Genomic DNA, 21,638 nt, shown 5'->3' on the forward strand with positions numbered 1-21,638 from the left:
CTTCCAGGCTTGAGGACGGTGGGTACCTACGCACTCGAATCCGTGTTCGCCCCGGCATCGCTGGCCCTGGTGGGCGCGAGCCCGCGCGAGCGTTCGCTCGGGCGGCTGGTGCTGCGCCAGGTCATCGACGGTGGCTTCCCGGGCCGCATCGGCGTGGTCAACCGCAACTATCCCGAGATCGAGGGCGTGGTCACCGCGCCGCGGCTGGCGGAGCTGGGATTCGCGCCGGAGCTGGTGATCATCGCCACGCCGCCGGAGGCGGTGGCGCGCGCCGCGTCGTCGGCCGCCGATGCCGGGGCGCGCGCGGTGATCGTGTTGACGCGTGGCATGGGTGACGGCCCCGACTCGCATAACGCCGCGCTCGGTGCGATCGCACGCGCGCGCGGCCTGCGCGTGGTCGGACCGAACTGCCTGGGCGTGATCGCGCCGCATTCAAAACTGCATGCCAGCTTCGCCGCGCACCGGCCGCCGCCGGGTGACCTCGCGCTCATCTCGCAGTCCGGCGCCGTGGCCGCGGCGATGATCGAATGGGCCGGCACGCGCGGAGTCGGGTTCTCCGCGGTGGCGTCGCTGGGTGACGCGGTCGATGTCGATTTCGCCGACCTGCTCGACTGGTTCGCCACCGACCGCCACACCCGCGCAATCCTGCTGTACCTGGAGCGGGTGCGCGACGCGCGCAAATTCCTGTCCGCCGCGCGTGCGGCCGCCCGCGGCAAGCCGGTGGTGGTGGTGCGCCCGGGCCGCCACGCGCATGCAATGGGGCCGATGACCAGCCACGCCGCCGCGCTCGCCACGCCCGACGCTGTGTACGACGCGGCGTTCCGGCGCGCGGGCCTGCTGCGCGTCAACGCACTCGACGAGCTGTTCGCGGCCGCCGAAACGCTGTCGCATCTGGGCAGCGTGCCCGGCAAGCGCCTGGCGGTGCTCACCAACGGCGCCGGCACGGGGCTGCTGGCGCTCGATCGCCTGCAGGATCTTGGCGGCACGCCGGCGAAGCTGGCGCCGGCCACCATCGAACGCCTGGACGCCGGACTCGTGCGCGGCTGGTCGCGCGCCAATCCTGTCGACCTGCTGGGCGATGCCGACGGCCCGCGCTATGCCGCCGGCCTGGAAGCACTGCTCGACGACCCCGGCAACGACGCCGTGCTCGTGGTCAATGTTCCGACCGTGCTGTCCGATCCGCGCGACACCGCCGAGGCCACGGTGCGCGTGCTCAAGGAGCGGCCGCGTGGCGCGCCGCGCAAGCCGGTGCTGGCGCTGTGGCTGGGCGATGGCCACGGCGCCGCCGACCTGCTGGGTGCCGCCGGCGTGCCGACGTATGCCAACGAAGCCGAGGCCGTCCGCGGCTTCATGTACCTGGTGCGCCACCGCGAGGCTCAGGCGGCGCTGATGGAGACGCCGCCAAGCCTGCCCGAGGGCTTCGGCGTCGACCGCGCGGGTGCGCAGGCGCTGGTGGACGCGGCACTTGCCGAAGGCCGTGAATGGCTGGACCCCTGCGACACCGCGCGGCTGCTGGGCGCCTACGGTATCGCCATCGCCACGCCCGTGCTCGCCACCGATGCCGATGCTGCGGTGCGCGCCGCGCAGCCGCTGCTCGATGCCGGTCGCACCGTGGCGGTCAAGGTGCTCTCGCCCGACATCGGCCACAAGTCCGACGTCGACGGCGTGCGCCTGCACCTGGCCAGCGCCGCCGCGGTACACGAGGCCGCCGCCGACATCCTCGAGCGTGCGCGCCGGCTGCGGCCGGACGCCCGCATCGATGGCGTCAGCGTGCATCCCATGGTGCTGCGCCCAAAGGCGCGCGAAGTGATCGCCGGCATCGCCGACGACCCGGTATTCGGGCCGGTGGTGGTGTTCGGCCGCGGTGGCACGGCGGTCGAGGTGATCGACGACAAGGCGTTGGCGCTGCCGCCGCTGGACCTGCGCCTGGCGCACGAGCTGATCGGTCGCACGCGTGTCTCGCGCATCCTGCGCGCCTACCGCGACGTGCCCGCCGCCGATGAACGCGCACTCGCCCTGGTGCTGGTGAAGCTGGCGCAGCTGGCCGCCGACATCCCCGAGGTGCGCGAGGTCGACATCAACCCCCTGCTGGCCGACGCGTCGGGCGCGATCGCGCTTGACGCCCGCATCGCGGTGGCGCCTTCGACGCGCCTGCATCGCGGCCGCGGCCACCCGCGCTTCGCGGTGTTCCCGTATCCGACCGAGCTCGAGCGCACGCTGGCCCTGTCCAACGACCGCACGGCCGTCGTGCGCCCGGTGCGCCCGGAAGACGACGCGATGTTCCGCCGCTTCTTCGAACGCGTCAGCGCCGAGGACCTGCGCCTGCGCTTCTTCCGCGCGGTGCGCGACTTCAGCCACGACTTCATCGCCCGCCTGGTGCAGCTGGACTACGCGCGCTCGATGGCGCTGGTGGCGATCGATGTGGAGTCGGGCGAGATGCTCGGCGCCGTGCGCCTGCTCGCCGACTCCGACTTCCGGCGCGGCGAGTACGGGATCATGGTGCGCTCCGACCTCAAGGGTGCGGGCCTGGGCTGGCGGCTGATGCAGGAAATGATCGAAGTCGCGCGCTGGATGGGGCTGGAAGCCATCGAAGGCCAGGTGCTGCGCGAGAACAGCACCATGCTCGCCATGTGCCGGCGGCTCGGCTTCAAGGTCGTGCCGGATCCAGAGGACGCCACGCTGATGCTGGTGGAGCTGCCGGTGGCCGTCGCTGCGGGATAATGCGCATATGCGCAAGATCCTGCACATCGACATGGACGCCTTCTACGCGTCGGTGGAGCAGCGCGACGATCCCGCGCTGCGCGGCCGGCCGGTGGTCGTGGCCTGGCGCGGCGCGCGCTCGGTGGTGTGTGCGGCGTCGTACGAGGCGCGCGTGTTCGGCGTGCGCTCGGCGATGCCGGCGGTGCGCGCCGAGCGTCTGTGCCCGGACGCGGTATTCGTGCCGCCGGATTTCGCGCGCTACAAGGCGGTATCAAGGCAGGTGCGCGAGATCTTCCTGCGCCATACCGACCTCGTGCAGCCGCTGTCGCTGGACGAGGCCTACCTGGACGTCACCGCGCCGAAGATCGCTTCGCCCAGCGCCACCGAATCGGCGCGCATGATCCGCGCGGCGATCCGTGACGAAACCGCGCTCACTGCGTCGGCCGGCGTGGCGCCCAACAAGTTCCTGGCCAAGATCGCATCGGACTGGAACAAGCCGGACGGCCAGTTCGTGATCCGGCCGTCGCAGGTCGACGCCTTCCTGGCACCGCTGCCTGTCGGCCGCATTCCCGGCGTCGGCAAGGTGATGGAAGCGAAGCTTGCAGCGATCGGCGTGGCCACGATGGGTGACCTGCGCGGCTTTGCGATCGAGGAGCTGCAGCAGCGCTTCGGCAGCTTCGGCGCCAGCCTGCACCGTCGCGCGCACGGCATCGACGAGCGGCCAGTGGAGCCGAACCAGCCGGTGCAGTCGATCTCCGCGGAAGACACCTTCGCCATCGACCTGCCGCTGGAGGAGATCGAGCCCGCGATCCGCGCGTTGGCGGCCAAGGCCTGGGCGGCCAGCCGCAAGACCGAGCGCGTCGGCCGCACGGTGGTGCTGAAGCTCAAGACCGCGCAGTTCCGCATCCTGACGCGCAGCTACACGCCCGAATCGCCCCCGGCCACCGAAGCCGAATTCACCGCATTCGCGCTCGCGCTGCGCGAACGCGTCGACCTGCCCGGGTCGACACGCTACCGGCTGGTCGGCGTAGGCCTGGGCGGATTCCGCGAGCCCGCGGAGCTGCCGGAGCAGGCGACGTTGTTCCCGGAGTCGGATGTCGTGTCGACCGCCGGTTGAGCGCCGTGCCGATGCGTCGATGCGGGCCAGCGCATGCACCGACACATGATCGCGCGCGCCGCGGTGTAGCCTGCCATGGTGGCGTCGGCTCCCCGACCGGCGAAGGTACGCAACATGGCATTCGCCTGGCCCCTGGTGCTGTTCGACCTCGATGGCACGCTGGTCGACAGCGCCGCCGACATCGCCGAAGCGGTCAACCGCACGCTCGATGAGCTCGGCCACCCGCGCCAGCCCGAAGTGCTGGTGCGCAGCTGGATCGGCCTCGGCACGCGCGTGCTGATGGACAGCGCGCTGCAGCACGTCGGCAGCCGCACGCCGGTGGATGAGGTGTTGCCACGGCTGATGCGCCATTACGGCGATTGCCTGCTGCTGCAGGCGCGCCTGTACCCCGGCACCGTGGAGACGCTGGACGCGCTGCACGCCGACGGCGTGGCGATGGCGATCTGCACCAACAAGCCCGAACGCTACGTGCGCCCGCTGCTCGAAGCGATGGGCATCGGCGACCGCTTCGACGGCATCGTCGGCGGCGACACGCTTGCCGAGCGCAAGCCGCACGCGATGCCGCTGCTGCACCTGGCGGCACAGCATGGCCGCACCGTGGACGAATGCCTGATGGTCGGGGACTCCGAGGCCGATGCCGCCGCCGCGCACGCCGCCGGCATGGACCTGGTCCTGCTGCGCCACGGGTATCCGCGCGGCTTCGACCTGGAGCGCGCGGGAGCGGTGGCGGTGCTCGACGACTTGCCTGGGTTGTTGGCGCTTCGGGGGTAGGGGGCAACCCCTCACCGCACCGGCTGATACCTCAACGTCAGCCCGTACTCCCGCCCCGGCTGGTTGTACCAGCCCACCGTCTCGTAGTCGCGGTCGAAGACGTTGCTGGCGCGCGCCAGCAGGCTCCAGTCGCGGTGGAAGGCGTACTCCAGGCGCAGGTCGGTGGTGGCGTAGCCGCCCAGGCGCACGGTGTTGGCGGCATCGTCGTAGCGGCTGCCGGCGCCCTGCACGGTGATGCCGGCGCGCAGCGGGCCGAAGCCGCGGTCAAGGTCGATGCGGCCGGTGGTGCGCGCGCGGCGCGCGAGCAGGTTGTCGTCGTTGATGCCGCCGCTGCGGTCGCGCGGATCGGCGTGGCTGAGCTGGGTCGACAGGTCGAAGCCGGCGAACGAGGTGCCGAACGTCAGTTCGGCGCCGCGGATGCGGGCTTCGTCGATGTTCTCGCCCACGCCTTGCCAGGTCGGCGGCGCATAGGTGAACACGATCAGGTCTTCGATCCGGCTCTCGTAGATGTTGAACGACCAGTTGAAGCGTTCGGTGGCCTGCGACACCCCCAGGTTCAGGCTGGTGGACTCCTCGGGCTGCAGCAGGGGGCTTTCCGAACCCGGGTAGTACAGGTCGTTGAAGGTCGGCGCCTTGAAGCCGGTGCCGAGCGTCGCGCTGAAACGCAGGCCGTTGTCGAACGCCAGGCCCCAGCCGAGGCCACCGGTCACGTGGTCGCCGAACTGCTCGTTGTCGTCGTGGCGCACGCTGGCCTGCCAGCGCTGGCGGCCGGTGCCGCCGTCGTAGGCGAGGAACACGCCGGTGTTGTCGCGCTCGTCCACGATGAAGCCGGTGGTGCCATCGACGCGATCGCTGCTGTAGTCGACGCCCATGCTGAGCAGGTGCGCCGGCGCCAGCTGTACGTCGGCCTGCACCGAGGCGGTATCGCGGCGGGTATCGAAGGTGCTCACGAAGGTGTCGCCCTGGTAGTCGTCGGACGTGTCCTTGCTGCGGCCCACTGCCGCGGTCACGCCAAGGCGGCCACCCTCGGGGGCGTAACGCAGCTGCGCGCCGGTCACCTGCTGCCGCGTCTTCGAGCGGTTGGTCCAGGAGCCGTCGTACTCGTTCTCCCCGCTGGCATCGAGGAAGCTGCCTTCCACCGTCAGGGCATCGGTGACGTGCAGGCCGCCGCGCATGGTCACCGAGGCGCTGCGGTAGCCATCGTCGTCGGGCTCGTCGGTGAAGCAGCCGGTGAACAGCGTGCCCGAGCCGCGGCAGGCGTCGATGCCGTCGGTCTCCTGGTAGCCGCCGTGTGCCGCGACCCAGCCGCGCTCGCCGCCGTAGTCGAAGCCGCCGCTGAAGGCGCGGCTGTTGTTGCTGCCACCGCTCACCGACAGTTGCGGCGTGAAGCCGCTGGCCCTGCCGCCGCGGGTGAAGATCTGGATCACGCCGCCGATCGCCTCCGAGCCATACAGGCTCGAGCGCGGGCCACGCACGATCTCGATGCGTTCGATCTGCGCGACCGGAAAGTCCTGGAACGCCGCCATGCCGGAGCTGGCGGCGCCCACCTTGACGCCGTCGATCAGCACCAGCACGTGGTCGGACTCGGCGCCGCGCAGGAACACGCTGCTGAGCTTGCCGCGGCCGCCCTGGTTGCCGATGTCCACGCCGGCGCGCCCGCGCAGCAGCTCGATCAGGTCGCGCGCCTGGCTGCGCTCGATCTCGTCGCGATCGATGACCTGCGCCGGCACCAGGCTGTCGGCGAGCAGTATTTCGGTGCGGGTGCCGGTGACGATGACCTCGTCCAGGTCGGTGGCCTGCATTGCACCGCTGGCCATCGCGGCCGGGGACAGGGCGAGCGCCACTGCGAGGGAAAGGAACTGGTGCTGCGGCTTCATCGGGTTCTCCATGCGTCGCGCACGCCCGCGCGACTGTGTCGTGGGGTTGCGGGCAGGGAGCGGGGACGGGAGGGTGACGTGGACGACACGGCGCGCTACCGCCGCGACGCCCTCCGCGTCACAACCAGTGTGTCTTCCAGGCCGGTCTCCGGGCTCGCGGGCGGAGCGATGTCGCTGCTCCAGCCCCGGCGCCTTCCCATGCCTGTGCACAGTGGCGGTTTGCCGGGGTGTTCCACGCTTACCGTTGCGGGGGCAGCGCCGGAATGCCTCGTACGCCGTGACGGCGGGCGGAAGGTCACCGGCTTCCCGTTTCAACCGTTGGGGAGAACCCCGCCGGTCACCAGAAAGAGCGCGCAGTCTACGGCATCGCTCCACGGCGCGCCAAAGGCATCCGGCGTGCGGGGCGGGCAGGACGGGCCGCGGCGGGCGGATAGAATGCGCGGCTGCAATACGCACATCGGGGCGAAATGACGGAGTCATGGTTCACGCAGCGCTGCGCGCTGCCTTCAGAGGCGCACCGCGCCCGCGCGCGCGCGCGCCAGCAGCAGCTCACCAAGCCTGCCGGCGCGCTCGGCCGGCTGGAAACGCTGGCGATCGAACTGGCGGCGCTGCAGGCCAGCGACCGCCCCGCGGCGTCGCGTGCCCCGGTGCTGCTGTTCGCCGGCGACCACGGCGTGGTGGCGCAGGGTGTCTCCGCGTATCCGGCCGAAGTCACGGTGCAGATGCTCGCCAATTTCGCGGCTGGTGGCGCCGCGATCGCGGTGCTGGCGCGCGAGCTCGGCCTGCCGCTGCACCTGCGCGACGTCGGCACGCTGGCCGAAGCGCCCTTGCCCGGCGCCGTCGTCGACAAGCCCTGCCGCGGCACGCGCGACCTGAGCGTGGAGGCGGCGATGGCGGCCGGCGAGCTTGCGCATGCGCTCGACGCCGGGCGCCGCGCGGTCGACGAGGCGCTGGCCGATGGCGCCGACCTGCTGTTGCCCGGCGAGATGGGGATCGGCAACACCACGGCGGCGAGCGCGCTGGCCTGCGCGCTCGCCGCGCTGCCGGTCGCCGACCTGGTCGGCGCAGGCACCGGCCTCGACGCCGCGCGCATGGCCCACAAGCAGGCGGTGGTGGAGCGCGCGCTGGCGCTGCACGGCGCGGCGATCGCGGCGGCGCCGCTGCCGGCGCTGGAAGCGCTGCGCCGCGTCGGCGGCCTCGAGATCGGCGCGCTGGCCGGCGCGATGGTGGCGGCGGCGCAGCGCGGTATCCCGGTGCTGGTCGACGGCTTCATCGTTTCGGTCGCTGCGCTGGCCGCGGTGCGGCTCAATCCGGGCGTGCGCGCCTGGCTGCTGTTCTCGCACCGCTCCGCCGAACGCGGCCACCAGCGCGTACTCGACACCTTGGACGCGTCGGCGCTGCTGCAGCTCGACCTGCGCCTTGGCGAAGGCTCGGGTGCGGCGCTGGCGCTGCCGCTGCTGCGCCTGGCCTGCGCGCTGCACAACGACATGGCGACCTTCGCCGAGGCCGCGGTCGCCGACAGGCCGCCGGCATGATCGTCGACCTGGTGCGCCACGCCGATACCGGCCGCCGCGGGCACCTGGACGGGCGCCATGATCCGCCGCTGCGCGACGGTGCCATCCTCGCCCCGTGCCGGCGCCATGCCGGCATCGCCTGGGCACGCGTGACCAGTTCGCCGCTGCGCCGCGCGCACGACACCGCACTGGCGCTCGCGGCGCCGGCGGGCCTGGCGGTGCAGCGCGATGCTGGTTGGGCGGAATTCGACTTCGGCGACTGGGACGGCCGCGCGGGCATGGACCTGCCGGCTGCCGCGCTGGCCGCGTTCCACCACGATCCACGCGCCAATCCGCCGCCCAACGGCGAAGCCTGGGATGCGTTCGAAGCGCGCATCGGCAGGGGACTCCAAGCACTGCTCGCGTCCGCGGATCCCGGACCGCAGCTGGTTGTCAGCCACGGCGGCGCGCTGCGCATGGCGCTGACGCTCGCCTGCGGCCTGCCGCTCGCCTCCGCCTGGGCGCTGCGCATCGACTACGGCACGCGCCTGCGGCTGCGGCTCGAGACCGGCGACGACGGCCGCCCCTGGGGCGAAGTGCTCGAGCTGGCGCAGCCATGAGCCTGCGCCGGCTGATCCTGGCAGTACAGTTCCTGACCCGCCTGCCGACGCCGCAGGTGCGCGACTTCCGCGACGACGACCTGTCGCACTCCGCGGTGTACTACCCGCTGGTCGGCGTGCTGATCGGGCTGCTGCTGGCCGTGCCGCTGTGGGGATTCGACCAGCGCCCGTGGCTGGCGGCGGTACTCGCCCTGCTCATGTGGGTATGGGTGACCGGTGCGCTGCACCTGGACGGCCTCGGCGACGTGGCCGATGCCTTCGGCGCCGCGCATCGCGATCCGCAGCGTTTCCTGGCCGTGCTCAAGGACCCGCACATGGGCGTGTTCGGCGTGGTCTCGGTGGTGATGCAACTGCTGGTGAAGCTGGTGCTGCTGGCCGAACTCGCGGGATCGCCGTGGTGGTTCGGGATCGTGCTGGTGCCCGCCTGGGCGCGCTGGGGCACGCTGTGGTGGAGCCGCCTGCTGCCGCCGATCCAACAGGCCGGCATGGCCGAACGCTTCTCGTGGAAGCTGGACCTGCACGTGGTCTGGCTGTGGGCGATCGCGCTGGCTGCGGCCAGCGTGCTGGCGCCGCCGCTGCTGGTCGCGCTGCCGCTGGCGCCGCTGGTCGCGGCGTACTGGCGCCGCCGCCTGGGCGGGATTTCCGGCGACTGCCTGGGTGCCAGCGTGGAGGTGGTGGAAAGCCTGCTGCTGCTGGCGCTGGTGCTTGCCGCCGGCTGGTCGCCGGGCGCGTGGTGGCAGGCCTTCTAGCGCGCAGCGGGGTTCAGTCGCCGTCGGGCCGGTCGAAGTAGTCCGGCGAAGGCATCGCGTCGTCGTCTTCCTGCATCACCGTGGTGGTCACCGGCCCGGCGGGCGGGCGGTTGCGCGGGGGCGGCAGTTCCGCGATCGCGGCCTCCGCCGCAGCCACCAGTTCCACCCGGCGGGCGTCGGGGACGTCCTGCCAGTGGCAGTCGCGCAGCGCGCCTTCAAGCGAATACAGCAGGTTGAGGCTCGGCTTGAAGCCCGCGCGCTTGATGCGCATGAAGGCCTCCAGGGGCCCGGCCTCGATGAGGTCCTCGGGTGTTTTCAACCCGACCTGGCGCAGCCACGCGGCCGACTTCGGCCCGATGTTGCGCATCTTGAGCGGCTGCGCGCTCATGAACCCAGTGATTCGACGTACACCTGTGCGATCTCCTCGAGCCCCTTCTGGTCTTCAACGTGGAAGCGACCGGGAACCGGACTGTCGAGGTCGAACACCCCCAGCAGCGCACCTTCGTGGAACAGCGGAACCACCAGCTCCGAGCGCGATGCGGCATCGCAGGCGATGTGGTCGGGGACGGCGTTGACGTCCTCGACGCGCTGGGTTTCCCCACTGCGGGCAGCCGCGCCGCACACGCCGCGGTCGAGCGGGATGCGCACGCAGGCTGGCTGCCCCTGGAACGGTCCGACCACCAGTTCGGTGCCGTCGAAGAAGTAGAAGCCGACCCAGTTGAGCTCCGGCAGCGCGTGGTAGACCAGCGCCGAGAGGTTGGCGGCGTTGGCGATGCGGTCGTGCTCGCCGGCCAGGAGTGCGCGCGCCTGGGCGACGAGCTGGGCGTACTGCTGCGGCTTGTCGCCGCTTAGAATCTGCGTCGTGAACATGAGCACGAGTGTAGCGCGGGGCGTGTTGGTGACCGGCACCGACACCGGCGTGGGCAAGAGCATGACCAGCGTCGCGCTGCTGCACGCGCTGCGTGCACGCGGCCTGCGTGCGGTGGGCATGAAGCCGGTCGCGGCCGGTTGCGAGGCCACGCCGCAGGGACTGCGCAACGACGACGCGCTCGCGCTGCAGGCCGCCGCCGGCGATCCACGGCCCGCCTACGAAGACGTGAACCCCTGGGCCCTTCCGGAGCCGACCGCGCCCCAGCTGGCCGCGCGCAGCGCCGGGGTCCAGGTATCGATGCCGCCGATACTCGCGGCTTACGCCCGCCTGGCCACCAACGCCGACGTGGTCGTGGTGGAAGGCGCGGGCGGCTGGCTGTCGCCGCTGGCCGATGGCATCGAGCACGCCGATCTGGCGCATGCGCTCGAGCTGCCGGTGGTGCTGGTGGTGGGCCTGCGCCTGGGCTGCCTGAGCCACGCCAGGCTGAGCGCGCGCGCGATTGCCGCCGACGGCTGCCGCCTGCTCGGCTGGGTCGGCTGCGCGGTGGATCCCGCGTTCGACCGCCGCGACGACTATCTCGACCTGCTGCGTGCGGCGCTGGCCCTGCCGTACCTGGGCGTGGTGCCGCACGCGGCTCCGACAGCGGATCCGGCCACGCTGGTGCCGCATCTCGGCATGGCCGCGGCGGCGGTCGCCAACGTCAGCGGGCGATTTCCGCTGCGCCCCTGACTTCCTGCACGTTTGCCGAAGCAGGGCGATGCCATACTTGCGAGTTCGGAATTACCTCCCCCCAAGGACCTCCCTATGCGCCGCATCGTCCTGATCCCGATCCTGCTCGTGGCCCTCGTGGCCTGCGGAGGGGAGGAGCAGCAGCAAGCGCCGCCGCCGCCCGAACTCGGGGTCGTGACCGTGCAGCCGGTGGACGCGCCCCTGCGTCGTGATCTCGTCGGCCGCCTGGCCGCCTACCGCAGCGCCGATGTGCGCGCCCGCGTGCCGGGCGTGGTGCAGCGCCGCGCCTACCAGGAGGGCAGCGACGTCACCGAAGGCCAGGTGCTGTTCGAAATCGACCCGGCACCGCTGCGCGCGGCCGCCGGCGAAGCCCAGGCCGCGCTTGCGCAGGCGCGCGCCAACCAGGCAAATGCCGCCGCCTCCGCCAGCCGCGCGCGCGGCCTGGCGCCGCAGAAGTTCATTTCCCAGTCCGACCTCGACAACGCCCTGGCCGCCGAGCGCAGCGCCAACGCCGCCGTGCAGGCGGCGCAGTCGGCGGTGGAGAGCGCCAACATCAACCTCGGCTACGCCACCGTGCGCGCGCCCATCTCCGGCCGCGCCGGCAAGCAGCAGGTCACCGAGGGCGCGCTGGTGGGGCAGGGCACGGCGACGCTGCTGACCACGGTCGACCAGATCGATCCGCTGTTCGTGAACTTCAGCATGGGCGCCGGCGAACTCGACCAGGTGCACGCGATGCAGCTCGATCGCGAAGGTCCCGTCGCGGTGCAGGTGCTGCTGCCCGACGGCAGCGTCTACCCGCACGCCGGCGAGATGGACTTCTCCGGGGACAGCGTCGACCCGGAGACCGGCGCGGTGTCGCTGCGCGCCACCCTGCCGAACCCGGACCGCCGCCTGCTGCCCGGCACCTTTGTGACCCTGGTGGCAACACTGGGCGTGCAGCATGGCGTGTTCACGGTGCCGCAGGCGGCGGTGCAGCGCGACGCCACCGGCCCGTATGTGATGGTGGTCGGCGCCGACGACACCGTCGCACGCAAGGACATCACCACCGCCCGCGCCGAGGCCGGCAGCTGGATCGTCACCGCGGGCCTTGTCCCCGGTGATCGGGTGGTCGTCTCGGGCCTCCAGCGTGCGCAGGTGGGGCAAGCCGCGACCGCCACGCCGTGGCAGCCGTCGGCGGCACCCGCCACGCCCGGCGCAGCGCCCGCGTCGCCCCCCGCGCCCACACCTGCAGCGCCGTCCGGCGCCCACCCCGATGCAGCGGAACCGGCAGCGGATGACGCAGCGGCCGGCGACGACGCCTCCACGCAAGGCTGACGCCGATGCCCCGTTTCTTCATCGACCATCCGGTCTTCGCCTGGGTCATCTCGATCCTGATCGCGCTCTCGGGCGTGATCGCCGTGCTCAACATGGGCGTGGAGTCCTATCCGAACGTCGCGCCACCGCAGGTCACCGTGGGCGCGAGCTATCCCGGCGCCGATGCCGCGACGACGGAACGCGCGGTCACCCAGGTGATCGAACAGCAGCTCACGGGCATCGACAACCTGCTGTACTTCAGCTCGACCTCGAGCTCGTCGGGCCGCGCCAGCATCACCCTGACCTTCCAGACCGGCACCGATCCCGACATCGCGCAGGTGCAGGTGCAGAACAAGGTCTCGCTGGCCACCCCGCGCCTGCCGACCGAAGTCACCCAGCAGGGCGTGGTGGTGGCCAAGGCCAACGCCGGCTTCCTGATGGTGGTGGCGCTGCGCTCGTCGAATCCGTCGTTCGACCGCAACGCGCTCAACAACCTGATCGGAGCCAGCGTGCTCGAGCAGATCGCGCGCGTGCCCGGCGTCGGCAGCACCCAGCAGTTCGGCTCCGAGTACGCCATGAACATCTGGCTCAACCCGGAGAGGATGCAGGGCCTTGGGCTGTCGGCCAGCCAGGTGCTGGGAGCGGTGCGCGGTCAGAACGTGCAGTTCGCCGCCGGTTCGATAGGCGCCGACCCGGCGCCCGTGGGCCAGGGCTTCACCGCCACGGTGTCGGCCGAGGGCCGCTTCGCCAATCCGGAGCAGTTCGGCGACATCATCCTGCGCGCCGATTCCGACGGCGGCACGGTGCGGCTGAAGGACGTGGCGCGGATCGAGATCGGCGCCCAGGGCTACGGCTTCGACACCAAATTCAACGGCCAGCCGACCGGCGCCTTCGCCGTGCAGCTGCTGCCGGGCGCGAACGCGCTGACCGTGGCAGAGGGCGTCAGCTCGCGCATGGACGAGCTGCAGGGCAGCTTCCCGCAGGGCGTGGAATGGTTCTCGCCCTTCGACAGCACCACCTTCGTCACCATTTCCATCAAGGAAGTGGTGAAGAGCCTCATGGAGGCGATGGTGCTGGTGTTCCTGGTGATGCTGATCTTCCTGCAGAACCTGCGCGCGACCATCATCCCGACGCTGGTGATCCCGGTGGCGCTGCTGGGGACTTTCCTGGGGCTCAGCATGATCGGCTTCACGATCAACCAGCTGACGCTGTTCGCGATGGTGCTGGCGATCGGCATCGTGGTCGACGACGCGATCGTGGTGATCGAGAACGTCGAACGCATCATGTCCGAGGAACACCTGCCGCCGCGCGAGGCCACGATCAAGGCCATGGACCAGATCACCGGCGCGGTGGTGGCGATCACCGTGGTGCTGGCGGCGGTGTTCATCCCCAGCGCGCTGCAGGGCGGCGCCTCGGGCGAGATCTACAAGCAGTTCGCGATCACGATCGCGGTGGCGATGGGCTTCTCGGCCTTCCTGGCGCTGGGCTTCACGCCGGCGCTGTGCGCGACCTTCCTCAAGCAGCACGAACCGCATGACCCTGCTGCGCCTGAAGGTGCCGGCAAGCGCAAGAACGTGGTGTTCCGCACCTTCAACAAGTACTACGACCGCATCGCGGCGGTGTACGTGCGGCACATCGGCAGCGCCGTGAGCCACGCCCCGCGCTGGATGCTGGTGTTCGCCGCGCTGACCGTCATCGCCGGCCTGCTGTACGTGCGCCTGCCCGGCAGCTTCCTGCCCGAGGAGGACCAGGGCTACGCCATGGCCATCGTGCAGCTGCCGCCGGGCTCGACCCTGCAGCGCACGCAGGCGGTGTTCGAGGACGTGCGCACCACGCTGGAAGACGTGCCCGGCTTCGAGGGCATGATGCAGGTGGCCGGCTTCAGCTTCGTGGGCCAGGGCGAGAACGTTGGCATGGCCTTCATCAAGCTGACCGACTGGGGCGATCGCGACGGCACGGTGCAGGACTTCCTGCAGGCCGCGAACGGGGCGCTCCATGGCATCCGTGATGCGCAGATCTTCGTGGTCAACCTGCCCACGGTGCAGGGCCTGGGACAGTTCGGCGGCTTCGACATGTACCTGCAGGACCGCGCCGGCCTCGGTCGCGAGGCGCTCACGCAGGCCCGCAACCAGCTGCTCGGCTCGGCGTCGCAGGATCCGGCGCTCACCGCCGTGCGTCCGAACACGCTCGAGGACGCACCGCAGCTCAAGCTCACCGTCGACCGCGTGCAGGCCCAGGCCATGGGCCTGTCGGTCAACGACATCTACAGCGCGATCCAGCTGATGCTGGCACCGGTGTACGTCAACGACTACTTCGCAGACGGCCGCGTGAAACGCGTCAACATGCGCGCCGATGCGCCCTATCGCACCGACCCGGGTTCGCTGTCGCGCTTCTACACGCCGGCCGCGCCCTCGGCCGACGGCACGCCGAACATGATCCCGCTGACCAGCGTGGTGGACTCGGAGTGGGTGATGAACACGCCTTCGCTGACCCGCTACAACGGGTACTCGGCGGTGAACATCGTCGGCTCGCAGGCGCCCGGCCACAGCTCGGGCGAGGCCATGGGCGCGATGGAGCGCATCGTGACCGACGAGCTGCCCGCCGGCTTCGGCTACGACTGGGCAGGCATGTCCTACCAGGAGATCATCGCCGGCAACACCGCGACCCTGCTGCTGGTGCTGTCGGTGGTGGTGGTGTTCCTGTGCCTTGCCGCGCTGTACGAGAGCTGGTCGATCCCGGTGTCGGTGCTGCTGATCGTGCCGCTGGGCATCCTTGGCGCGGTGGTGTTCACCATGCTGCGCCCGGGGCTGACAAACGACATCTTCTTCAAGATCGGCATGGTCACGGTGATCGGCCTGGCGGCGAAGAACGCAATCCTGATCATCGAGTTCGCGGTGCTCGAGCGCGCCCAGGGCAAGCCGCTGCGCGAGGCGGTGATCGAAGCCGCGCGCATGCGCTTCCGCCCGATCCTGATGACGTCCTTCGCCTTCATCATGGGCGTGCTGCCGCTGGCGCTGTCCACGGGTGCCGGCGCCAACGCGCGCCATGCGCTGGGCACGGGCGTGATCGGCGGCATGCTGTTCGCGACCTTCCTCGGCCTGCTGCTGATCCCGGTGTTCTTCGTCAGCGTGCGCCGGGTGCTGGGCGAGCGGCTGGACGATCCGGCGCCCGCTACGCGGCGGAGTAACGGGACGCTGCCGCCCCCTGCAGCGGGTTGATTTGATGCACGCCTGCGGGCCGGAGTGATCCGGCCCGCTTCTTTTCTGCTGCGAGGACTTGCGGCGCTGCGCTGACGCGGCTCGATCCGTGACGCGTGCACGGGCCGGCTTCGCTCCGTGCGCGCATCTGGTAGAACGGTGGCGCAGCTGCCGGGAGACCGGCCACGGCGCGGCCGCAAGGGGAAGGGGTGGCCAGCGGTAGAAATATCCTGACAGGGAGGTCGGCGATGGTGTGCATCAGCGGACTGGCGGGCCGCGTGGCAAGGGCCGCCGTGGAGGGACCGGGTGCCGCGCCGGGGCGAGGGCGGTGCCATGCGGTGCTGGTCGTCCTGCTTGCCTTGTTGCTGCTGCCAGCCTGCCAGTCGACGGAGCCGCTCGGCCGGATCATCCTGCCGAACCAGGTCAACCCCTGGGATCCGCCAGTGAATCCCGATCCCAGGCATGTCGTGCGGCTCCATGGTCGCGCGCCGGCGACGTTGGACTTTCTGTTCAGCATCGGCTTCATGACCACGAACCAGGAAGGCGACTGCTACAAGCACCTCGGATTCTGGGAGGGCGGGGGCGCGAAGGGGTGGGAGTACGAGCTGCATCCGGTGCGCAATGGCGACGAGTGGGTAGCGGACTGGGTGGTTGATCGTTATCTGCCCGGACGCTGCGGGTGGAACATCAAGGGGAACGCCATGCTCATGGTGACGCCGCTCGAAGTCCGCGAAGGCGACTCGGCCGGCCCTGTCATGAGACTCGTAGTCGCGGACGCCAGGGCGCTGGATGAGAACGCGCCGCGCTGCGAGCCACGTAATCCGCGGTGTACGGAAGAGCGAAGCCGATTGCTCGCCAATACCGATGATGCCATTCCCGTGCAGGTCAGGTGCACGCGTGATGGAGGGAAAGTTCGAGGCCCAGGGGAGAGGGTAATTATTTGCGACCGGTTTCCCGAGCACAAGATCACGCATGGCCTGAAAGCGCATACGCAAAAGATCAGGATCGATCTTTACGACCTCGATCATGAGGAAGTGCCGTAATTTTTGAACCTGTGACGACAAGGAGGTCAGTCATGAGTGATCGAGTGCAAAATCCTGGCCCGCCCCCTGAGTGGTCGCGCCGCATCGACTATCGGAACGAGCTGGAACTGGCGCGATTCAGTCGCGTTAGCTACCTGGATGGAGTTGCAGCTTCCAACCGCGACAACAATCCGGATTTCGAACATCTGTTCGATGTAGCGCTTGGTGAAAAGTATTGGAAGAGCGAATCGGATTGGAACGTCGATCACCCCACTGGTTTGGTCGCCCAAGTCTTTTCCAACGACAATCAGAAGCGCCTTGTCATCGCCATCCGGGGAAGCGACAACGCCGCTGACTGGAGCGGCCCGAACCTGGCGCTCGCGCGCGATGGCGAGCTGCTCGACCTGCTCGGCCTGCCGTCTCCGGGTACTGACAGGACGCGGGCACAAATGGCCTCGATCCAGGAGAAGCTTCTACCCGGGGATGCGTGGGACCCGCAGTTTCGCGAGGCGCTGGACTTCGCGCTCAAGGTGCAGGACACCTACGGGGCACAGGGCTATCGGATCGAGGTGGTGGGTCATTCCCTCGGCGGCGCCCACGCGCAGGTTCTGAGCCATACCTTCGGCTGGGATGGGCGCTCGTTCGATGCGCCCGGGGCGGCCAATATCGTGCAGTCGCAGGGCTATCGGCAATGGCTGGAGGACAACGGCGCAACCCCTTCCCTCGTGCCCCGGTTCCGTCCATCGTTCTTCGCCGCGGACGGTACCGGCTTCCTGAACTACGAGGTCAACAACAGCGTGGTGTCCAAGAAGTCGGGGCCGCACCTTGGGGAGTCGCAGTCGATTTCCAGCTTCACCGGCCGCGAGGGGCTCGCGTCGCATACGCGCTATGCCGCAGGTGTCGTGGGAGGCGCGATCAACGAGACGCCGCTGCTCCGGCAAGCCCTGAAGACCATGGGGGGAGCGCGGCTGGCATCGACGATCGGCCACGCCGCGCACGGCAGCCATCACGGCATCGATGCGCCGGATCGTCATGGCACGGACCGCATCGTCGCGGGTTTCGAAGAAGCCGTGCGACGGCAGGAGCGTGGTGACCGACAGCCATTGCCGATCTGGGGCCACCATGAAGCGCAGGATCCGAAAGCGCTCGCCGGTGTTACGCAGTGCCGCCCGCTGCTCGCGCAAGCGTCCCTGGAACAGCAGCAGCGTGCGGTGCGATCCCTGTTCGACGGACCTGATGACGGGCCATTCGCGCGCTTTTTCGACGCGACCATGGCCGGTGATGCCGATGCCGTGCGCAGGGTCGCGCGGGAGCTGTGCGCGGGTCCCGAGGCAACGGCGTGGTTGCAGTCCGGACGCGAGCGGCTGAAGGCGCTGGAGCAGGCCGGCGCGGGGAGCCATCAGGCTATCGAGGCAACCGCAGAGGTGTCCCGGCAGGACGATGGCGTGCCCCCGCTCGGGCCGGAACGCATGTGTTGAGCAACGGCCGGTCCCTCGATGGCGGCGGCCCTTCGTGGGAGCCATCTTCTTTTGTGGGAGCGGCTATAGCCGCGACGGCCCGCCGAATCGCGGCTATAGCCGCTTCGTGGTCGAGATCGATGAGGCGGCCGCGCATGCGCCGTGGCCGTCGCGGACCATGCCGGCCTCACCGTGCCAGTAGCCGTTGCGGGCACCGAGCGCCGGCAGCGGAGCAGCGGCGTCGCGCGCGGCGTCGAAGCGTTCCACGATGTCGCGGGTGCCCTCTGCCTGCGGATAGATCCGCAGCAGGTCGACGCCGAGGTCCGCCAGCGCGGGCAGCTCCGGCCCGAGGTCGGTGGTTTCTTCGCCCTGCACCTGGATGCCGTTGATGCGCAGGAAGGGCCGCCCCTCGCGCGTGGCCAGCGGCATGCCGTCGGGGTAGTCGATGCAGCGGAAGCCGCACTGGTCCTTGGCGATGTCGAGCGCGCGCGCGGTGAAGCAGCGCGCCGACAGCGCCAGCGGCAGCCGGCCCCAGGCGATCACCTCCAGTTGGGGCATGGCGTGGCCGTCGGCAAGCATCGCGTCGCGCAGCTCGGCCACGAGCTGGCGGCCCTGCTCGACGCCCGGCACCCAGCGGCGCAGGCCGTCTTCAACCAGCATCGCCAGCGCCTGGTGGTTGTAGACGCTCAGCGTCGGCCCGCCCACGAATTCGAGTCCGGCGCGCCGGCACAGCTGCACCGCCGACAGGTCGTTGGCCTCGAGCCGGAAGCCGCCGTGGTCGACCTGGCGCTGCAGCACGCCGAGTTCGGACTCGGCCTCGATCAGGGCCAGGCTCGACAGCACGACCTCCTTGCCGGCGGCGGCCAGTTCCTCGGCCAGCGCCAGCCAGTCGACGGTGCGCAGCTCGCGGCGCTTGCTGCACACGGTTTCGCCCAGATAGACGACGTCGACCGGCCAGCCGGCGACCTCGCGGTAAAAGGCGAGGGTGCGTTCGCGCGGCCAGAAGTACTGCAGCGGCCCGAGACTCAGCTTCATGTGGATGGTCCTTTCGTTGCCGCGCGGGTCAGTGCCAGGCGCGGTGGTAGGGGCCGAGCGTGGTCTGGTGGCCCTCGGCGTGCGCCGACAGCTCGGTCTGCCAGCGCTCCTGCAGCGTCCATGCGGCGGGGTCGGCGCGGTAGCGGTCGATCGCCGCGCGCCAGGTGCGCGTGACCGAGGCGACGTAGGCCGCGCCGCGCTGCCGGCCCTCGATCTTCAGCGCCACCACGCCGGCGCGCGCAAGCCTCGGCAGCAGCTCCAGCGTATTGAGGCTGGTCGGCTCCTCAAGCGCGTGGAAGACCTCCCCGCCGACCTCGAAGCGCCCCTTGCACACCGTCGGGTAGCCCGCCGGTTCCTGGGGCTGGAAGCGGTCGATCAGCACGTTGTTCAGGCGCGCGGTGCGGGTGCCGTCGTCGAACTCGTCCCAGCGCACGAACTTCGCCGGCGAGCACACGCCGTGGCGGTTCGGCGAGGCGCCGGTGACGTAGCTCGACAGCTGGCAGCGGCCCTCGACCATGATGCACAGGCTGCCGAAGGCGAAGACCTCGATCGCCACCGGTGCGCGTTCGCACAGGCGCTCCACCTGCTGGATCGAGAGCACGCGCGGCAGCACCGCGCGACTGATGCCGAAGCGCTCGAAGGCGTAGCGCAGCGCCGGCTCGGTGGTGGCCGAGCCCTGCACGGACAGGTGCCGGGGCAGGCCGGGATGCGTGCGTGCGGCGTAGTCGAGCACCGACATCTCGGCGGCGATGATCGCGTCGCAGCCCAGTTCCGCGGCCTTGTCGACCGCCGCATGCCACTGCGCCACGCGCGCGCTGTCGGGATAGGTGTTGAGCGCGAGGTAGACCTTCGCGCCCCTGGCATGTGCATACCGGATGCCTGTGCCCAGTTCGTCGTCGCTGAAGTTCAGGCCGGGAAACGCGCGGGCGTTGGTCTGGTCGCGCAGCCCGGCATAGACCGCGTTCGCGCCGGCGTCGACCGCCGCCTGCAGGGCCGGCAGGTTGCCGGCAGGACACACGAGTTGCATGCGGGGATTCCCGGGCGCGGATGGATGCGCATCCTCGCCGCCGCGGTCCATCGGCGTCGTTGACCTGGATCAGGTGGATGGCATCGACGGCCCGCCCGGTGTGATCGCGGACCACAGCGCATCCACCCGCCGTTCCACGTCGGGATCGAGCCGGATCGGCTGGCTCCATGCGCGGCTGGTTTCGCCGGGCAGCTTGTTGGTGGCGTCGATCCCCAGCTTCGAGCCGACGCCGGCCACCGGGCTCGCGAAGTCGAGGTAATCGATCGGCGTGTTCTCGACCAGCATCGTGTCGCGCGCCGGATCCACCCGCGTCGACACCGCCCACAGCACCTGCGACCAGTCGCGCACGTCGATGTCGTCGTCGGTGACGATCACGAACTTGGTGTAGGTGAACTGCCGCAGGTAGGACCAGATGCCCATCATGATGCGGCGCGCGTGGCCGGGGTACTGCTTGCGGATCGAGACCACCGCGATGCGGTACGAACATGCCTCCGGCGGCAGGTGGAAGTCGACGATCTCCGGGAACACCTTGCGCAGGATCGGCACGAAGATGTCGTTGAGCGCCAACGCCAGCACCGAAGGCTCGTCGAAGGGCGCGCGGCCCATGTAGCTGCCCTGGTAGATCGCGTTGCGGCGCAGGCGCATGCGTTCGATGGTCAGCACCGGGAAGTGGTCCTGCGCGTTGTAGTAGCCGGTGTGGTCGCCGAAGGGGCCTTCCAGCGCGGTTTCTCCGGGATGGATCACGCCCTCGATCAGGATCTCGGCCCCGGCCGGCGCGTCCAGGCCGCTGCGCTCGCTGTGCCAGATGCGCGTGCGCTGGCCGCGCAGCAGGCCGGCGAATTCGTACTCCGACAGCGTGTCGGGCACGGGCGCCACCGCCGCCAGCGTGGTGGCGGGATCGGCGCCGATCGCGACCAGCACGGGGAAGGGCTCGCCGGGGCGGTCGGCCGTCCAGTCGGCGAAGTCCAGCGCGCCGCCCCGGTGCGGCAGCCAGCGCATGATCACTTTGTCGGGACCGATCACCTGCATGCGGTAGATGCCGATGTTCTGCCGAGGCTTCCGCGTGCCGCGGGTGACCACCAGGCCGAGGGTGATCAGCCGGCCCGCGTCGCCCGGCCAGCAGCGCTGCACCGGCAGTCGCGCCAGGTCGATGTCGCCGCCTTCCAGCACCTCGTCATTGAATGCCGCCTCGCGCACGGCCTGTGGCGCCACCAGCGCCAGCTGCGCGAGTTCCGGCCAGGTCGACAGCGCCTGCTTCAGGCTCGACGGCCAGCGCGGTTCCTTGATCGACGCCAGCAGTTCGCCCAACTCGCGCAGCGATGCCAGCGGCCGCCCGGCCAGCGCGGCCTCGATGCGATCGCGGTGGCCGAACAGGTTGCCCAGCAGTGCGTGCTGCGAGCCGGCGGGCCGCTCCATCAGCAGCGCGGGGCCGCCTTCGCGCAGCGCGCGCAGGCACAGCGCGGTTGACTCGAGCTCGGGATCGACCGGAGCCGTGACGCGTCGCAGCTGGTCGTCGCGCTCCAGCCGCGACAGGAATGAACGCAGGTCGTGGAAAGCCACGCGGGTGCCCCGGGATCGTGTCGAGGGCGACAGGGTCGCGCCCCGTCGCCTCTCGGCGCCCTGACCCCGGTCAAGCGCGCCGTGCATCGACGCTGGCCGGCAAGGATCGACCGCGGTTGA

General features: G+C 70.5%; 17 protein-coding genes and 1 riboswitch. Of the genes, 11 read left to right on the forward strand and 6 right to left on the reverse strand.

The window, feature by feature from the left end; genetic code table 11:
- Positions 1 to 18 precede the first annotated feature (18 nt).
- The 3 genes from ACW5E8_RS00535 to gph all read left to right on the forward strand — a co-directional run bounded on the left by ACW5E8_RS00535 (position 19) and on the right by gph (position 4,588).
- Positions 19 to 2,721, forward strand: coding sequence for a bifunctional acetate--CoA ligase family protein/GNAT family N-acetyltransferase (locus tag ACW5E8_RS00535; protein WP_456963559.1), 2,703 nt, complete (start codon positions 19 to 21; stop codon positions 2,719 to 2,721).
- A 7-nt stretch (positions 2,722 to 2,728) separates the two neighbouring features.
- Complete coding sequence (gene dinB, locus ACW5E8_RS00540; RefSeq protein ID WP_456963560.1) at positions 2,729 to 3,817, forward strand: DNA polymerase IV; 1,089 nt, start codon at positions 2,729 to 2,731, stop codon at positions 3,815 to 3,817.
- Positions 3,818 to 3,931: 114 nt separating this feature from the next.
- Positions 3,932 to 4,588 (forward strand): phosphoglycolate phosphatase, encoded by a 657-nt coding sequence (gph, locus tag ACW5E8_RS00545; protein WP_456963561.1) that lies wholly within the window; start codon positions 3,932 to 3,934, stop codon positions 4,586 to 4,588.
- An 11-nt stretch (positions 4,589 to 4,599) separates the two neighbouring features.
- On the opposite strand, the gene ACW5E8_RS00550 is transcribed toward gph, so the two are convergent.
- Entirely contained in the window at positions 4,600 to 6,465 is a 1,866-nt protein-coding gene (locus ACW5E8_RS00550; protein WP_456963562.1) for a TonB-dependent receptor domain-containing protein, read from the reverse strand.
- A gap of 122 nt (positions 6,466 to 6,587) precedes the next feature.
- Positions 6,588 to 6,825, reverse strand: a riboswitch (cobalamin riboswitch).
- A gap of 107 nt (positions 6,826 to 6,932) precedes the next feature.
- Here ACW5E8_RS00550 and cobT point away from each other — a divergent pair.
- The 3 genes from cobT to cobS are packed head-to-tail and all read left to right on the forward strand — an operon-like array spanning position 6,933 to position 9,327.
- A complete protein-coding gene (gene cobT / locus ACW5E8_RS00555; RefSeq protein ID WP_456963563.1) occupies positions 6,933 to 8,000 on the forward strand; it encodes a nicotinate-nucleotide--dimethylbenzimidazole phosphoribosyltransferase in 1,068 nt (355 codons plus the stop codon).
- A complete protein-coding gene (locus ACW5E8_RS00560) occupies positions 7,997 to 8,578 on the forward strand; it encodes a histidine phosphatase family protein (RefSeq protein ID WP_456963564.1) in 582 nt (193 codons plus the stop codon). The genes cobT and ACW5E8_RS00560 overlap by 4 nt, the downstream gene beginning before the upstream one ends.
- On the forward strand, positions 8,575 to 9,327 hold the full coding sequence (gene cobS / locus ACW5E8_RS00565; RefSeq protein WP_456963565.1) for an adenosylcobinamide-GDP ribazoletransferase: 753 nt from the start codon (positions 8,575 to 8,577) through the stop codon (positions 9,325 to 9,327). The genes ACW5E8_RS00560 and cobS overlap by 4 nt, the downstream gene beginning before the upstream one ends.
- 13 nt (positions 9,328 to 9,340) lie before the next feature.
- Here cobS and ACW5E8_RS00570 read toward each other — a convergent pair whose 3' ends face one another.
- Both ACW5E8_RS00570 and ACW5E8_RS00575 read right to left on the reverse strand, forming a co-directional pair.
- A complete protein-coding gene (locus ACW5E8_RS00570) occupies positions 9,341 to 9,715 on the reverse strand; it encodes a TfoX/Sxy family protein (RefSeq protein WP_456963566.1) in 375 nt (124 codons plus the stop codon).
- Entirely contained in the window at positions 9,712 to 10,197 is a 486-nt protein-coding gene (locus ACW5E8_RS00575) for a GAF domain-containing protein (protein WP_456963567.1), read from the reverse strand. The genes ACW5E8_RS00570 and ACW5E8_RS00575 overlap by 4 nt, the downstream gene beginning before the upstream one ends.
- Between ACW5E8_RS00575 and bioD the strand changes: the two genes are divergently transcribed.
- The 5 genes from bioD to ACW5E8_RS00600 all read left to right on the forward strand — a co-directional run bounded on the left by bioD (position 10,196) and on the right by ACW5E8_RS00600 (position 17,917).
- Entirely contained in the window at positions 10,196 to 10,927 is a 732-nt protein-coding gene (gene bioD, locus ACW5E8_RS00580) for a dethiobiotin synthase (protein ID WP_456963568.1), read from the forward strand. The two genes, ACW5E8_RS00575 and bioD, sit on opposite strands and share 2 nt — an antisense overlap.
- 75 nt (positions 10,928 to 11,002) lie before the next feature.
- Positions 11,003 to 12,241 (forward strand): efflux RND transporter periplasmic adaptor subunit, encoded by a 1,239-nt coding sequence (locus tag ACW5E8_RS00585; RefSeq protein ID WP_456963569.1) that lies wholly within the window; start codon positions 11,003 to 11,005, stop codon positions 12,239 to 12,241.
- A gap of 5 nt (positions 12,242 to 12,246) precedes the next feature.
- Positions 12,247 to 15,438 carry a multidrug efflux RND transporter permease subunit gene (locus tag ACW5E8_RS00590; protein ID WP_456963570.1) on the forward strand — a complete coding sequence of 1,064 codons (3,192 nt, stop codon included), beginning with the start codon at positions 12,247 to 12,249 and terminating at the stop codon, positions 15,436 to 15,438.
- Positions 15,439 to 15,665: 227 nt separating this feature from the next.
- A complete protein-coding gene (locus ACW5E8_RS00595; protein WP_456963571.1) occupies positions 15,666 to 16,460 on the forward strand; it encodes a hypothetical protein in 795 nt (264 codons plus the stop codon).
- A gap of 32 nt (positions 16,461 to 16,492) precedes the next feature.
- Entirely contained in the window at positions 16,493 to 17,917 is a 1,425-nt protein-coding gene (locus ACW5E8_RS00600) for a hypothetical protein (RefSeq protein WP_456963572.1), read from the forward strand.
- 93 nt (positions 17,918 to 18,010) lie between these two features.
- On the opposite strand, the gene ACW5E8_RS00605 is transcribed toward ACW5E8_RS00600, so the two are convergent.
- The 3 genes from ACW5E8_RS00605 to ACW5E8_RS00615 all read right to left on the reverse strand — a co-directional run bounded on the left by ACW5E8_RS00605 (position 18,011) and on the right by ACW5E8_RS00615 (position 21,518).
- Entirely contained in the window at positions 18,011 to 18,931 is a 921-nt protein-coding gene (locus ACW5E8_RS00605; protein ID WP_456963573.1) for a U32 family peptidase, read from the reverse strand.
- Between the two features lie 28 nt (positions 18,932 to 18,959).
- Positions 18,960 to 19,958, reverse strand: coding sequence for a ubiquinone anaerobic biosynthesis protein UbiU (gene ubiU, locus ACW5E8_RS00610; RefSeq protein WP_456963574.1), 999 nt, complete (start codon positions 19,956 to 19,958; stop codon positions 18,960 to 18,962).
- Between the two features lie 69 nt (positions 19,959 to 20,027).
- A complete protein-coding gene (locus ACW5E8_RS00615; RefSeq protein WP_456963575.1) occupies positions 20,028 to 21,518 on the reverse strand; it encodes a UbiD family decarboxylase in 1,491 nt (496 codons plus the stop codon).
- Between the last annotated feature and the right edge of the window lie 120 nt (positions 21,519 to 21,638).

The organism is Luteimonas sp. A649, assembly GCF_054072735.1.

Excerpts from the sequence above, each read along its gene's own strand:
- dinB (WP_456963560.1), top strand. The coding sequence starts at position 2,729 with ATGCGCAAGATCCTGCACATCGACATGGACGCCTTCTACGCGTCGGTG.
- gph (WP_456963561.1), top strand. The coding sequence starts at position 3,932 with ATGGCATTCGCCTGGCCCCTGGTGCTGTTCGACCTCGATGGCACGCTG.
- ACW5E8_RS00550 (WP_456963562.1), bottom strand. The coding sequence starts at position 6,465 with ATGAAGCCGCAGCACCAGTTCCTTTCCCTCGCAGTGGCGCTCGCCCTG.
- cobT (WP_456963563.1), top strand. The coding sequence starts at position 6,933 with ATGACGGAGTCATGGTTCACGCAGCGCTGCGCGCTGCCTTCAGAGGCG.
- ACW5E8_RS00560 (WP_456963564.1), top strand. The coding sequence starts at position 7,997 with ATGATCGTCGACCTGGTGCGCCACGCCGATACCGGCCGCCGCGGGCAC.
- cobS (WP_456963565.1), top strand. The coding sequence starts at position 8,575 with ATGAGCCTGCGCCGGCTGATCCTGGCAGTACAGTTCCTGACCCGCCTG.
- ACW5E8_RS00570 (WP_456963566.1), bottom strand. The coding sequence starts at position 9,715 with ATGAGCGCGCAGCCGCTCAAGATGCGCAACATCGGGCCGAAGTCGGCC.
- bioD (WP_456963568.1), top strand. The coding sequence starts at position 10,196 with ATGAGCACGAGTGTAGCGCGGGGCGTGTTGGTGACCGGCACCGACACC.
- ACW5E8_RS00575 (WP_456963567.1), bottom strand. The coding sequence starts at position 10,197 with ATGTTCACGACGCAGATTCTAAGCGGCGACAAGCCGCAGCAGTACGCC.
- ACW5E8_RS00585 (WP_456963569.1), top strand. The coding sequence starts at position 11,003 with ATGCGCCGCATCGTCCTGATCCCGATCCTGCTCGTGGCCCTCGTGGCC.
- ACW5E8_RS00590 (WP_456963570.1), top strand. The coding sequence starts at position 12,247 with ATGCCCCGTTTCTTCATCGACCATCCGGTCTTCGCCTGGGTCATCTCG.
- ACW5E8_RS00595 (WP_456963571.1), top strand. The coding sequence starts at position 15,666 with ATGGTGTGCATCAGCGGACTGGCGGGCCGCGTGGCAAGGGCCGCCGTG.
- ACW5E8_RS00600 (WP_456963572.1), top strand. The coding sequence starts at position 16,493 with ATGAGTGATCGAGTGCAAAATCCTGGCCCGCCCCCTGAGTGGTCGCGC.
- ACW5E8_RS00605 (WP_456963573.1), bottom strand. The coding sequence starts at position 18,931 with ATGAAGCTGAGTCTCGGGCCGCTGCAGTACTTCTGGCCGCGCGAACGC.
- ubiU (WP_456963574.1), bottom strand. The coding sequence starts at position 19,958 with ATGCAACTCGTGTGTCCTGCCGGCAACCTGCCGGCCCTGCAGGCGGCG.